Source organism: Bacteroides mediterraneensis (assembly GCF_016900355.1).
Classification (GTDB): Bacteria; Bacteroidota; Bacteroidia; order Bacteroidales; family Bacteroidaceae; genus Phocaeicola.
This window is the reverse complement of sequence record NZ_JACJKA010000010.1, coordinates 42,475-56,409: the sequence shown is the minus strand read 5'-3', so window position 1 is coordinate 56,409 and position 13,935 is coordinate 42,475. Positions and strand designations below refer to the sequence as shown.

Sequence of the window (13,935 nt, the reverse complement as noted above, 5' to 3'; positions counted from 1 at the left end):
TTCAGGCACTGGGATTTTCCGTAAACCGCCCCAATGCACGGCGGTTACGGTTCACTTCCTCACAAGTGTACATCACCACCCGATATCCTCTCTTTCCGCCTACACGGAGGTGCTCGAACCCGGCCTTGCGCAGGGCGAGCCCCACCTTGACGGCACTGAGAGGATTTTTCATGCTCCCACTGATGTGCTGCAAAATCTCGCCTACCGTCAAAAACAGGCACTCCTCGCCGGGCATCGGCACCCGGAAAGAGGCTAATACCAGATCGGTTTCCAGACTGGCCGTTTCAAACCGCTCGTTGCGCGCGTTTACCTGCGCGATTTCCTTCTCATCAAACCAGTAGCGGAACCCTGTCTTCCATAGTGACAAGGCCTGTGCATACACCCCTGCATAGTCCACGGGGTGCGTGTAAGGGTCGTCAATGTGTTTCACCGTGAACGGTAGCCAGCGGCGGCTGCCCGTCGGGTCGTTCAGAAACTCGGAGTGGTTGGTCGTGCCACAGAAACTCGCAATGTGCGGCCGATTTTCCTTGTAGTGGGCGTAAGCCCTTCGCTCGTTCACCGCCGGCAAAGTCACTAAAGCCTTGAGCTGGTTCAGCTCACTTTGGCGCAGTTCGTCAATCTCCTCTAAGCAGATCAGGGCGAATTCCGAGAGCGCTAAGTTGTCGTCCTTGGTCAGCCGCCCGTTGTTCGACCGCACACAGAAATACCGCCGCAGTTCCGGTGGCAACAAACGCGCCAGCCACGTGGTCTTGTAGCATCCCTGCCGCCCCACCAACACCAATATTTCGTGATTCGTCACCTCCTTCACCATCAACGAAACCACCGAGGCCACCAGCCACTTGCGGAAACAGGTGTCAAACAGGGCCGCGTCGCCCTCCACCTGTACAGTGGCCGTCAATTGGCCGATGTAGTCGGTCGTCCCGTCCCACTCCGGCAGCGACTGGAAATACTGCACGAAGGGGTTGAACTCGGGCACGAACTCCGACTCCAATACCGAATGCACGTCGCACAGCCGCACGTTGTGCCCCTCCTTGGTCATGCGGCTCCAGAGTGAGTTCACTAAGCGGTCAGTCAGTTCCACAAACTCCCGGGCATTGGGATAGCGCATTTCCTCTTTTCCGGTCACCACGTTCTTCCGAAACTCCGCCTGTGTGGTGAGAAACTGCTCAATCTCGTCGGGTCCGGCCAGCGGCGAACGGGAGTCCCCTTTCTTTCCTTTCCTCATGTGGTGCAGTTCCGCCTCCCGGCGTCCGTGCGCCTCCGTGTCGGCATAACACGAACGGAAAATCGCCGCCACATCCCCGTCGTACTCCGGGAAACGCCCGTCGGCCCAAGCAACGGCCTGCTTCAGCGGCAACCCAAATTCATTCATCAGATAGCCCATCCGCATGATGTACTCGTTGTGGTGATGCGGGGCATACACCACCCCCTGACGCTCCAATTCCTCCCGGATACGGGCTACCACCCGTTCCACCCGCCCGTTGCGCGGAGAAGCCCTCAACAACCGATTCGGATGGAAGCGGAAAAGTTCGGCCTCCGGGCAGAAATATACCTGCTCGTCGTATGCCAGCCCGCTCAGCCGGGTGGAATTTTTACAGGCAGGGTCAAAACTACAGCCTGTCAGCTGCCCGTAGTGCGTGTTCACCTCATTGAAGACCCGTGTATAGCAGGTCCCCCTATCGGTATCGCTCGTCTCCTTCTCTAACTCGTAGCCACACACCACCCTCACTCCTTCCCCACTGATGGTGGTATAGGCCAACAGCGTATGCGGTTCGCCACAGACCCGGTTGAACACTTCCCCTACCTGCTCCTTGGGCAAATGGTCAAAGTCCACCATGGTGAGCCCCGTCCATCCGCCGATGTCAGCCTTCCGTTTGCCCTTTTCAAAGCGTACCGCCACGGCGAAACACGGACAGGCGGCCTTCTCCCGGTCGGCAGCCCAGCGCTGCCCCTGCGAGCGGTAATAACGGTACTTTTCGGTATGGTCGGCCAACATTTTGTCCTCTCTGATCAAGCGGACCACTTCACTGAGAGTCACCGGCACAGGTACCGTGTCGGAATAGCCTTTGAAAAGGCTGAGCAATGTTTTCTTCATAGCTTTTTGTATATTTGTCAATTTTTTTTTATCGGAAGCCGATTTTTGGTTCGTTCAAACGAATGTAAGCTGAATTGACAAATTTCACAAGCATACATTGCACTTATGTGTGCAATTTTTTAATATATAATTAATTATTTTAAACAAAAATGATTATGAAGAACAAAAAATTTCCAGAATTAGGACAGATGTTGGAAACTTGGCGCCATCATGTGCTTTCCCATGGCCGAACGCTCACCCAACGCGAACTCTGCCAACTGGCTCCGATGAGCCCGCATACTTACCTGAAGGTAAAAAAGGGCTCTCTACGGACCTGATTTTTGTGGGCCGAATTCTAACGGTCTACCACCGTATACTCCTGGACAACAGGGAGAAACAAGACGAGCTACTCCGTGATTTCGTCCGTGCCTTGGCTGCCGACTTAGACCGTCTGCACGCCCATCGCCGGACCTAACCTTGTCGGGGTTGGCAGGGTTGCCACCCTTTCTTGCAAACTTTTTATATACGGGTGTGGAAACAAGTAAAATAAGTTTATTCCACACCCTTTCCTATAGAAGTTTACAAACTACCTGTCAACCCCGACAACCCTGACAAGCTTCCCCTTCCTCACTCCTTTTCCCTTGCCCGAAAAACGCACTTGCGTTTCACCCCAAACGCCCTTGTGTTTTGGTCCAAACGTCCTTGTGTTTCAAGTAAAACGCACTTACGTTTTGTTACGAATGCCCTTGCGTTTTATCTTGTCAAAATATAAAAAGTGCCCGAGAGGGCGATAAAAGCCCTTAAAAAGGTTGCATACAATTCAAATAAACATTACTTTTGTATGATATTATAATAGCATACGGTTTATCATTTCTGACAGGACGGTTTGGGAGTGGTAACGGCGAAGCATGACCTAAAGTTTTCTAAGAATTTACGGCAATATTTGTTAAGATTGTCAGAGACCATGCCTGAATCACTAAAAAAACAAACAATTAGTGGTGTAATCTGGAGCAGCATTGAACGATTCTCTGTACAGGGAATTCAATTCTTTATTATGATTATAATGGCTCGTCTACTTACTCCAAACGACTATGGATTAGTAGGTATGCTGACCATTTTTATTGCTATAGCTCAAACACTGATTGACAGCGGATTTTCTCAAGCCCTAATTCGAAAACAAAACCGGACTGAGACAGATAATTCAACCGTTTTTTACTTTAACATAGTAGTAGGTTTATTTATCTATCTGATATTCTATATTGCTGCACCATGGGTTGCAGATTTCTATCAGACATCTTCACTGACTTCTATTATGCGCGTCATATCACTGGGAGTCATATTTAACTCTCTAGCTGTTGTCCAACGTGCCCTACTTACTATACGCCTTGATTTCAAGACACAAGCAAAAGCCAGCCTATTGGCTGCAATTCTCTCGGGTATAACAGGTATAATAATGGCATACATCGGATTTGGTGTATGGTCTATTGTCACTCAGCAACTAACAAATTTAAGTTTAAACACACTCCTTTTATGGATATTTGCTAAATGGTATCCAAGAGGAAGATTCTCAAAAAACTCGTTCCGAGAACTTTTTTCATTCGGAAGTAAATTATTAGCATCAGGATTGCTGGATACACTTTATAGAAACATTTATCTTATCGTAATCGGGAAATTATTTACAGCTTCCAAATTAGGATATTATACGCGTGCTCAGCAATTCTCTGACTTTCCCTCATCCAATCTCACTGGAATATTGCAAAGGGTTACCTATCCTGTATTATGCAAAATACAAGATGACAAAGAGAAATTGGCACATGCATACCGTAAAATACTCAAGATATCAGCATTTATAATATTCCCACTAATGGTTGGATTATCAGCAGTAGCAGAACCTTTTATTTTACTCTTGTTAAAAGAACAATGGCATTTTGCTGCAATCATTCTGCAAATTATCTGTTTTTCCGCCATGTGGTATCCCATACATGCCATCAATTTAAACCTGCTACAAGTGGAAGGACGTTCAGATTTATTTTTGAGATTGGAAATTATAAAAAAGATACTCGGAGTTTTTATACTTTGCCTTACTATCCCTCTCGGGCTAATTTCGATGTGTTATGGGCAGATAGCGTCCTCCCTCATCGCATTGACTATCAACACGTATTATACAGGGAAATTAATCAATGTTGGGTTCATTCGCCAAATGAAAGATCTCACTCCAACTCTTGTACTTGTCCTAACAATGTGGGTAATCATCGACTTTGGAGTACTTCCATTCTGCGAAAATAACATTATGAAACTCACAGGTGGAATACTTACTGGCATCATTTACTATATCGGATCAGCTTGGATCTTCAAATTTGACGAATTGAAAGAGTTGTATTCTATTTTGAAACGAAAATAAAAACATCAATAATTATGGAAAAGGAAAAAATTATTACTGTAACTTCTCCCCTTTTACCAGACTTAGGAGAACTTAATAAATTGTTGAAAGATATTTGGAATCGCAAATGGATTACCAACAACGGTCACTATCATCAGGAGTTGGAAAAAGCCTTGTGCGAATACCTGAAAGTACCCTATATCAGCTTGTTCACAAATGGAACTCTTCCCTTGATTACAGCCTTGCAAGCTCTCCGCATTACAGGTGAAGTTATTACGACTCCATACAGCTTTGTGGCCACCACCCATTCCCTATGGTGGAATGGCATCAAGCCTGTATTTATAGATATTGATCCCCAAACCGGCAATATGGATCCAGACAAGATTGAAGCAGCCATTACTCCTAAAACTACGGCCATTATGCCTGTACACGTCTATGGAAAGCCTTGCAATACTCAACGCATCAAGGAAATCGCTGACAAATACGGTTTAAAAGTAATTTATGATGCAGCCCATGCTTTTGGTGTAGAAGTAAACGGAGAAAGTATCCTGAATGCAGGTGACATGTCTACACTCAGTTTCCATGCCACCAAAGTTTACAATACCATTGAAGGTGGAGCATTGGTAATGCACGATGCGGAAACTAAGAAGCGCATTGATTATTTGAAGAACTTCGGTTTTGCCAATGAAGTTACTGTGGTAGCCCCTGGCATCAATAGTAAAATGGATGAGGTTCGTGCCGCATACGGACTGCTCAATCTTCGTCAGGTAGACGCTGCCATTGAAGCTCGCCATCAGGTAGCCATCAAATATCGAGAAGCTCTGAGAAATGTAGAAGGCATTACTTTCTTTGACGACATGCCGGGAGTAAAACACAATTACTCTTATTTCCCCATTTTTGTAGATGCAGAAAAATACGGGATGACCCGTGATGAGCTTTATTTCAAGATGAAGGAACAGAATGTACTTGGTCGCCGCTATTTCTACCCACTTATCAGTACATTCTCTACTTATCGAGGCTTGGAAAGCGCAAACCCCGAAAACCTTCCAATGTCACATAAAATGGCAGACACCGTAATCTGCCTTCCGATGCATCATGCTTTGAAGGAAGAAGATATAGAAAGAGTACTTAAAACAATCATCAATAAATGAAAAAACAAAAAAGACTTCTTTTATTAGGAGGATTAAGATATTTAATACCCGTGATAGAAGCTGCGCATAAAGAAGGGTATTACGTAATCACCTGCGATTATTTACCGAACAACATTGCCCATAAATTTTCTGATGAATACCACAATGTCAGCATTATCGATAAAGATGCTGTACTAAAATTAGCACAAGAGCTTCAGATTGACGGTGTAATGTCATTTGCGGTAGATCCAGGAGTAGTCACAGCCGCATATGTACAAGAAAAAATGGGTTTACCAGCGTTTGGTCCGTATGAATCTGTTTGTATTTTGCAAAACAAAGACCGTTTCAGAGCTTTCTTAACAGAACACGGCTTTAATACTCCCAAAGCAAAAGGCTTCTCTTCTGTAGAAGAGGCGTTAAATGGTTTAGAAGGTTTTGAATGGCCATTAATAATAAAACCTACAGACTCAGCCGGTAGTAAAGGCGTAACAAAAGTAGATAATATAGAACAATTAAAGAAAGCCATAGAACATGCATTTGAGCATTCATTCTCCAATAGGATCATTATTGAAGAATTCATAGAGCAAGAAGGTTGTTCCTCTGATAGTGACAGTTTTTCTGTGGATGGAGAATTAAAGTTCATTTCGTTTTCAGCACAAAGATTTGATGTACAAGCAGCAAACCCATATACACCTTCCGCATTTAGTTGGCCATCAACAATGTCGAAAAAACAAGAAATTGAACTTACATCAGAATTACAAAGACTTCTAACATTATTAGGAATGAAGACATCCATATATAATGTAGAAACAAGAGTAGGCAAAAACGGCAAACCATATATTATGGAAGTGTCTCCACGTGGTGGTGGTAATCGTTTATCAGAAATGTTAAGATTATCTACTGGAATAGATTTAATAGCTAATGCAGTAAGAGCTGCCGTAGGAGACAAAGTCATAGACATTGAACAAAAACCATACAACGGCCATTGGGCAGAAATAATACTTCATGCAGATAAAGACGGATATTTTGAAAAATTAGATATAGACCAAGAATTCTACAACAGATATGTAAAACAAGTAGATTTATGGGTAAAAAAAAATGATAAGATATCAGCCTTTAGAGGTGCAAATGATGCTATTGGAACCTTAGTCCTTAGATTTGAAAACGAAAGTGACATTGATAAAAACATCTATAATCAAAAGAAATGGCTGAAGATTATAACTAAATAATTCAATAAAATGAAGAGTATTAAATTAGCCATAATAGGAACTGCAGAAGGACAAAAGCAATTATATATTAAAGCAAAAGAGAAAGGCATTTATACAATTGCATTTTCATATAATCGTGGTTGTATTCCACCGGAATTAATCGATGAATATTATGAAATATCAATTATAAATAAGGATACTATAGTTGAAAAATGCAAGGAAATATGTGTAGATGGTGTAATAAGCAACGGCTCGGAACTTACAGCAAATATTGCATCATATGTTGCTTACAAATTGAACTTAGAATGTACTCCTTATAATATCATAACCAATCTTCAAAATAAGTACAAAACAAGGCTGCTAACGGAGTGTATTGAAGAGCTACATCCAATACATTCATACATGTTCAACAGTAATGATAGAAAACCACATTTTCTTCCATGTGTGGTAAAACCTGTAACTGGGAGTGGTAAAAATGGAGTTTCTTTCGCAGATAACAATCAGGAATTTCAAAATGCTGTAAACTATGCGTTAGAAGCTTCCAATACTCCTGTTTTAGTTGAAGAATTCATACAAGGTAGGGAAGTTTCTGTTGAGTCTATCTCCTTTCAGGGAAAACATTATGTAATACAAATTACAGATAAGGATTCTTCTGGTGCTCCTCACTTTGTAGAGTTAGGGCATCACCAACCTTCAAATTTACCAGATTACATACAAAAAAAGATTAGGAATATTATTCCCAAAATACTTGAAGCTGTTGGATATGTATCAGGAGCATCACATTCCGAATTAAAAATTTCAGAAGATGGAAAAATCTATTTGATTGAAATTAATCCACGAGGAGGGGGAGATGAAATATCAAATAGATTGGTTTATCTTAGTACTGGATATGACTACATTGGAGCAATGATAGATGTTGCTATAAGAACTTTTCATGAACCTGTTTTAGGAGATAGCAAATGCTCAGGAATTGTTTTTTTAACCAAGCAGACAGAACAGTTGCTTCCATTATTCAAGAAAGCTCATTTACAGCCTTGGTATGTAGATGGAGCAATTGAATCCATAGACTTAAAAGAATGTAAGGGAAATGCTTCAAAGAATGGTTACATTATATATCAATCAGAGAATAGAATAATATAAATCTAATTATATATGTCGACTATAAAAAACGGTAAACGTGTTATTGTTTTAGGTGCAACTGGTTCACTTGGAGCTCATGTTGCTGTACACATGAAAAAATGTGGATATGATGTAATAGCTGTAGGGCATAGTCATTCTGATAACGGCTTTTATAACGAACAGGATATCGAATATCTAACTCTTGATATTGCAGATAAATCATCATTCAATCGTCTTCCTCAAGATAACATTTGGGCGGTATTAAACTTTGCAGGAGCATTACCGGCTTCGATGAAAGGCTTTAACGGAAATCTGTACATTTCTTCAATTATTCAAGGAACTATGAATGTATTAGAATACTGTCGAAAAGCTAAAGTAGATAGAATTATATTCCCTCAATCACTCTTTGATGTATATCATTTATTTGGACATAAAGAACCAATACCTGCAGAGCCAACTCACCTTACACCATATAAAGGAGATCATGCTGTTTATGTAATATGTAAAAATGCAGCATGTGACTTAATAGAACATTATTATCAGACATATGGTTTGAAAAGATTTATATTCCGTTTATCTCGAATTTATCTTTATCATCCAAATCCTTATACTTATATAGATGGAGAAAAAGTCATGGTGTCTGACAGGTTCCTTATTTATAAAGCAATGAAAGGTGAAACTCTTGAAATTTGGGGGGATCCAGATCGCATTCTTGAAACAATCTGTATTAAAGATTTTCTACAAATCATAGAGAAAGCAACCGAAGCAAATCATGATGGGGGATTCTATAATGTTGGTAGCGGTGGTAGCACACTACGTGAACGTATAGAAGCAATAGCAGATATTTTCTCCCCAAAAGGAAAGAAGTGTCCGATTATATATTGTCCTGATAAGCCTTCTTCTACACAGTTTGTTTTAGATTATTCTAAAACAGAACGTGAATTAGGTTATCACCCTCAATATAATTTCAAAAGTTATCTTGAGGATTTTAAACGAGATATGAAAGAACAACCATTTCGTAAGATTTGGGGGCTAGAATCTGATTATTATAAGGAAGAAGATGAAAAAAGATAAATATTTTGGTATTTCTCCACGTATTACACGTTGGAAAATTGACAACTGGTTTGAAAATTGGTTAAGTTATAAGGCTGATAATTCTAAATTTTGGAAAAATATATACGTTTTCTTTTATTATATATTTGACAATAAATACTACAAGGGTGGTATGCCATTCATCAATGAATGGTTAGACAAATATGAATCAAAATGGGAAGGAAAATTCAGTAGGAATTCACTTATAAAGGATATGATTTATTGTCTTCATAGATATGAAATCCGGATGAGAGCCGAAGTGAACTTATGAGCAAGGCCCTTAACTATCTGAAGAACTTCTGGAATCAGATCTTCGCCTACAGAAATGACGGAGAATACTCAATAGACAATATGGCGGCGGAAAGAGCGATAAGACCAATCACTGTCCAACGAAAGAACAGCCCGTTCTTCGGAAGTGTGAAGGGAATACAGAACTCCGTAATCTATAATACCTTTATAGAAACCTGCAAACAGGCAGGAGTCTCCTTCAGGGATTACTTCTGCAGGCTGCTCAAAGAATTAAAAAAAGGAAGAACGGATTACGAAAACCTTCTTCCCATGACAATATGCAAATAATAATCGTTAAATTTGTGGACTCTTTTTTAGACGGGTGCCTGCTGGCGCCCGTCTAAAAAGGGGTGCCCTAAAATTGGAAGTTTACCAGAAAGCCTATAATAATATTTTAAGGAGGGAACCATGAAGCTTGAAAATCATTTGATAAGATTTTATTATACATCCTACATAAACTTCTTAGGGTTCAACAATTATGATACTTAAAGACATCATTGAATAGCAATCTTTAAAAATATGACTAATATTAACAATATAGAAGTACCTTTAGTAAGTATCCGATGCCTTGCATACAACCATGAAAAATATATTCGTGATGCATTAGAAGGGTTCATAATGCAAAAAACAAACTTTAAGTTTGAAGCCATTGTGCATGATGATGCATCTACAGATAATACTGCTGCTATCATAAGGGAATATGCTGAAAAATATCCAGATATTATTAAACCGATTTTTGAAACAGAAAATCAATATTCAAAACATGATGGTTCTTTAGCACGAATTGTGAATGCAGCATGCAAAGGAAAATATATTGCCTTATGTGAAGGTGACGACTATTGGATTGATCCTTATAAACTTCAAAAACAAGTGAATTTTATGGAATCACATCCCGAATATACTATGTGTTTTCATAATGCGACAGAACACTTTGAATCGGGGAAGATAATAGATAGGCCTTTTTCAACTATCAAAGATAAAGATTATACAGGAATTGAAATCTATAAAAAATGGATTGTTCCAACTGCTTCTGTATTGCTAAAAAAAGATATATTCTTCAGTAAATTCTATCAAAATGCAAAGAATAACAAAGATTTTATATATGGAGATATCGTATTATTTCTCAGTTGCGCACACCAAGGTAAGGTAAAAGGTATGAGTGACTGCATGAGTGTATATAGAAAGCATGAAGGCGGAATGATATTCAACAGATCTTACCAACAAGACTTAATACGTTTAACTCATGACTTGGCCATCTACGAAACATTTGGGAAACAATATAAAGCTACTGCATTACATGCTTATGCATATTTTTCAGTCGATAGATGCTTTATGTATTCTTTGACGCATAAAGGAATAAAAACCAGATATGATATTCTCTGGAAAGCATTAAAAAAAACGCCTTTTTATACAATTAAAAGAATCATTGTTTATACAATAAAAAAAATGATTCACTGTAATTCAGAGAAACGTTAATTATTATTTTTTCCAGTAAACTTCCAAAATTGGCGTATTGACTAGCATGGCTCTTTCCCATACCTTCGTGCTAAACTTAAAACTTGAAAGATTATGTTTAGCGAAAAAGACTTTGAAAGACTGTGGTTCCTATACAAAACCGAGGGTGAGCCCAAAGGGGTTTCCATCAACTCATTCTGCATTAGCAACAATATTCCATACACGGCATTCTATGACTGGTTCAAGAAGACACAAAAGAAGGTTGTACCTGTAGAAGTGGAAGGAATTCCGGAAGAGTTGATTCGGACAGGCAATGAAGAACGGCAGGATGTTGCTAAAGACAAGTCCAAACGTACAACTCCCCATAAAGGAAGCATCATGGTGACGATAAAAACACGTGAAGGCTTGTGCATTCAGAAGAAAGGCTTAGACTATCAGGGGCTGAAAACGCTGGTAGAGAAACTGGAGGGCTTATGCTGAGCATCAACGGTCTTCACAACTTCTACTACCTTCCTGAGCTTCATGATATGAGATGCAAGGCTCAGCGTATATGTGAGATAATCCGCGGTCGATACCACGGGGTAAAAATTCAGAGAACATGGAAACAGAGGAACTTATAGAACACATACTCAGACAGAAGCATCTTGAAGAGATGATGAACAGGCCTGAAAAGGAGCATACACCCCTTGAAGGTATGGATAATGAGCAGATAAAGAGGTTCGCCCTGTTCCTGTTTGAAGAGAATCAGAACAAGAGCAAGCAGCTTGATGAAATGATAGCACGACTTGATGAAATAGGAAAAGACCTGAAGGACGCCAACCGTAAGATTGATTCCCTTACAGATGCCCTGCTTAAGGCAAACAGCAAGGCTGAGAAGGCTGCCATTGAATGCAAGCTCCGCGACAAGGAATACAAAAAGCTTGAGAAAAAGCATAACGCCCTTGTCGAGCGTCTTTCACTTATGAACACCCAGACCTACGCTTCATCTAAAAGCCTCAAAGGCATTGACCGTAAAAAGACTGTAAAAGGAAAGCATGATGAAAAAGATGATTAGAAAGATGTCAACACCTGCATACAAGGAGGCTAAGAACCGTCTGTCGGATATGGACTTGAACACTTCTCCACAGAACCTGCTGAACTGGGCTGACAAAGGTGCAATGCAACTCAATAAGCTGATACCTGCCCTCAAGAAGATTGCCCTCAGGACGGTGCCAATCCTCTCCCCTTCTATCTGTATCTTGACAACGAACTTATGGATATAGAGCATCTCTGTTGTCTGGCTCATGCAAGAGCTAAGTTCAAGTATGCCTACGACCAAGGAAGTCTGCAGGCAAGAATCTTCTTTGAGCTGATAGCAAAGTTATACGGCATGGAAGAGACTTACCGCCGGGAAAAACTCACTTCAGACGAGATTTACCACAGAAGAAACAGTAAGGAAACGACGGAAATCATTGATAAGATAAGGACAGAGCTTTATGATCTGCTTGCAAATCCGGATGAGAGCCGAAGTGAACTTATGGGCAAGGCCCTTAAGTATCTGAAGAACTTCTGGAATCAGATCTTCGCCTACAGAAACGATGGAGAATACTCAATAGACAATATGGCGGTGGAAAGAGCGATAAGACCAATCACTGTCCAACGAAAGAACAGCCTGTTCTTCGGAAGTGTGAAGGGAATACAGAACTCCGCAATCTATAATACCTTTATAGAAACCTGCAAACAGGCAGGAGTCTCCTTCAGGGATTACTTCTGCAGGCTGCTCAAAGAATTAAAAAAGGGAAGAACGGATTACGAAAACCTGCTTCCCATGACAATATGCAAATAATAATCGTTAAATTTGTGAACTCTTTTTTAGACGGGTGCCTGCTGGCACCCGTCTAAAAGGGGGTGCTCTAAAATTGGAAGTTTACAAGTATATAGATGTACAGAATACTATTTCTTAATCACGCCATTTAATTTAATAACATCAACAATAAATTCCATTATTTCTCACATATATAGGATAATAGAACTTATTAATTTAAATCGTATATTATGCTACTTGGCTTATTCGTATATTTAAGCTTACTCCTCATACTCCCTTTATCCGGATATGGGCTAAAATACCATACAACAATCGGAAGGAATATATCAATACACCCCTTTTACTGGGTCGGAATTATCTATTTCACTCTGATTATTGGATTACGATATGACGTGGGTGTAGATTATCTTTTATATAGAGAAGTATACTTGGGACAATCATCACCAAGAGCCGATTTTATTGCTCATATCGGAAACTACGTTTCCTTTGAACCCGGTTTTTCTGCTATCGTAAACTTTTTTGCCAAACATAGAATGCATCCTTGTTTTCTGTTTTTATCCATAGCCTTCCTGCAATCTTCTTTTCTTTTCAAATTCTGTAAAATTTACCGTTCTATGGCCGGTTGGGTCTTGTTCTTTTACATTACATCATCCACCTTTTTTGATTCCTTAAATGGGATGAGACAGATGACGGCTTTCTATATGTACCTCTGCACGATACCATTTATACAGAAAAGGAAATTTCTCCCTTATTTCCTATCTATTACTGCCATTAGCCTTTTCCATAAAAGTATCTTTTTGATGCTGCCTGCTTATTTTATTGTACATCGTGAAATATTCAGCACAAGGAAATGGCCTGCTATCATTGTTCTATCTTCATTTGTAGGTGGGGGGATATTAAGCTATTTCATCCTAAATGTGCTATTTCCCAGCATAGGAACAGTATTAACAGCTTTCGATAGGGTATCATCATATGCAGAAAATTCGGATAATTTACAATTAACGGCAAGAAACACCAGCTTAGGAATGGCATCTCTCATTTATCTATCTATAGACTTAATTATAGTTTATCATCTAAAGGAACTACGGACATTCTATAGCAATAAAATAAATATTAATATATTCTTCAATCTGTTTTTATTTGGTTCATTTCTTTATTACTTTTCAACAGCTTCAATAACTCTATCCAGAATCAATTACTATTTCGCCAACTTTCGTTTCATCATGTTGGGATTTTTAGTCTATATGCTAACCCAGTGCTCCCCTAAAAATAAACGTACAAGGAATATATTGATCATTACTTTTTTAATTGCAATATCACTAGCATGGTTTTTTAATGCCATTCTTCATGGGACAAAAAACCTACCATACCAATTTATATAACAC

Annotated in this window: 12 protein-coding genes and 2 pseudogenes; 13 read left to right on the top strand and 1 reads right to left on the bottom strand. The window is 39.9% G+C overall.

Annotation, left to right across the window (positions count from 1 at the left end; all coding sequences use genetic code 11):
- Position 1: 1 nt before the first annotated feature.
- Complete coding sequence (locus H6A28_RS07010) at positions 2-2,095, bottom strand: BT4734/BF3469 family protein (protein WP_204479529.1); 2,094 nt, start codon at positions 2,093-2,095, stop codon at positions 2-4.
- A 155-nt stretch (positions 2,096-2,250) separates the two neighbouring features.
- Between H6A28_RS07010 and H6A28_RS07005 the strand changes: the two genes are divergently transcribed.
- The 13 genes and pseudogenes from H6A28_RS07005 to H6A28_RS15390 all read left to right on the top strand — a co-directional run bounded on the left by H6A28_RS07005 (position 2,251) and on the right by H6A28_RS15390 (position 13,932).
- Positions 2,251-2,412 carry a hypothetical protein gene (locus tag H6A28_RS07005; protein ID WP_204479528.1) on the top strand — a complete coding sequence of 54 codons (162 nt, stop codon included), beginning with the start codon at positions 2,251-2,253 and terminating at the stop codon, positions 2,410-2,412.
- A 5-nt stretch (positions 2,413-2,417) separates the two neighbouring features.
- On the top strand, positions 2,418-2,549 hold the full coding sequence (locus tag H6A28_RS15305) for a hypothetical protein (protein WP_262896990.1): 132 nt from the start codon (positions 2,418-2,420) through the stop codon (positions 2,547-2,549).
- A 489-nt stretch (positions 2,550-3,038) separates the two neighbouring features.
- Positions 3,039-4,475 (top strand): lipopolysaccharide biosynthesis protein, encoded by a 1,437-nt coding sequence (locus H6A28_RS07000; RefSeq protein ID WP_204479526.1) that lies wholly within the window; start codon positions 3,039-3,041, stop codon positions 4,473-4,475.
- A gap of 14 nt (positions 4,476-4,489) precedes the next feature.
- Positions 4,490-5,605 (top strand): DegT/DnrJ/EryC1/StrS family aminotransferase, encoded by a 1,116-nt coding sequence (locus H6A28_RS06995; RefSeq protein WP_204479524.1) that lies wholly within the window; start codon positions 4,490-4,492, stop codon positions 5,603-5,605.
- The gene (locus H6A28_RS06990) at positions 5,602-6,813 is read left to right on the top strand and encodes an ATP-grasp domain-containing protein (protein WP_204479522.1); all 1,212 of its coding nucleotides are present in this window, start codon (positions 5,602-5,604) and stop codon (positions 6,811-6,813) included. Before H6A28_RS06995 ends, H6A28_RS06990 begins: the two co-directional genes overlap by 4 nt.
- Positions 6,814-6,822: 9 nt before the next feature.
- Complete coding sequence (locus tag H6A28_RS06985; protein ID WP_204479520.1) at positions 6,823-7,932, top strand: ATP-grasp domain-containing protein; 1,110 nt, start codon at positions 6,823-6,825, stop codon at positions 7,930-7,932.
- A gap of 12 nt (positions 7,933-7,944) precedes the next feature.
- Entirely contained in the window at positions 7,945-8,985 is a 1,041-nt protein-coding gene (locus H6A28_RS06980) for an NAD-dependent epimerase/dehydratase family protein (protein ID WP_204479519.1), read from the top strand.
- Positions 8,972-9,274, top strand: a complete 303-nt coding sequence (locus H6A28_RS06975) for a hypothetical protein (protein WP_204479573.1) — start codon at positions 8,972-8,974, stop codon at positions 9,272-9,274. Before H6A28_RS06980 ends, H6A28_RS06975 begins: the two co-directional genes overlap by 14 nt.
- Positions 9,244-9,579 (top strand): annotated as a pseudogene (locus H6A28_RS06970) (IS66 family transposase); the annotation flags it as partial. The gene H6A28_RS06975 and the pseudogene H6A28_RS06970, both read left to right, overlap by 31 nt.
- Before the next feature lie 231 nt (positions 9,580-9,810).
- Complete coding sequence (locus tag H6A28_RS06965) at positions 9,811-10,767, top strand: glycosyltransferase family 2 protein (RefSeq protein ID WP_204479517.1); 957 nt, start codon at positions 9,811-9,813, stop codon at positions 10,765-10,767.
- Between the two features lie 93 nt (positions 10,768-10,860).
- A complete protein-coding gene (locus H6A28_RS06960) occupies positions 10,861-11,226 on the top strand; it encodes a hypothetical protein (RefSeq protein ID WP_204479515.1) in 366 nt (121 codons plus the stop codon).
- A 250-nt stretch (positions 11,227-11,476) separates the two neighbouring features.
- Positions 11,477-12,571 (top strand): annotated as a pseudogene (locus H6A28_RS15395) (IS66 family transposase); the annotation flags it as partial.
- A gap of 209 nt (positions 12,572-12,780) precedes the next feature.
- Positions 12,781-13,932 (top strand): EpsG family protein, encoded by a 1,152-nt coding sequence (locus H6A28_RS15390; RefSeq protein ID WP_204479513.1) that lies wholly within the window; start codon positions 12,781-12,783, stop codon positions 13,930-13,932.
- Positions 13,933-13,935: the final 3 nt, after the last annotated feature.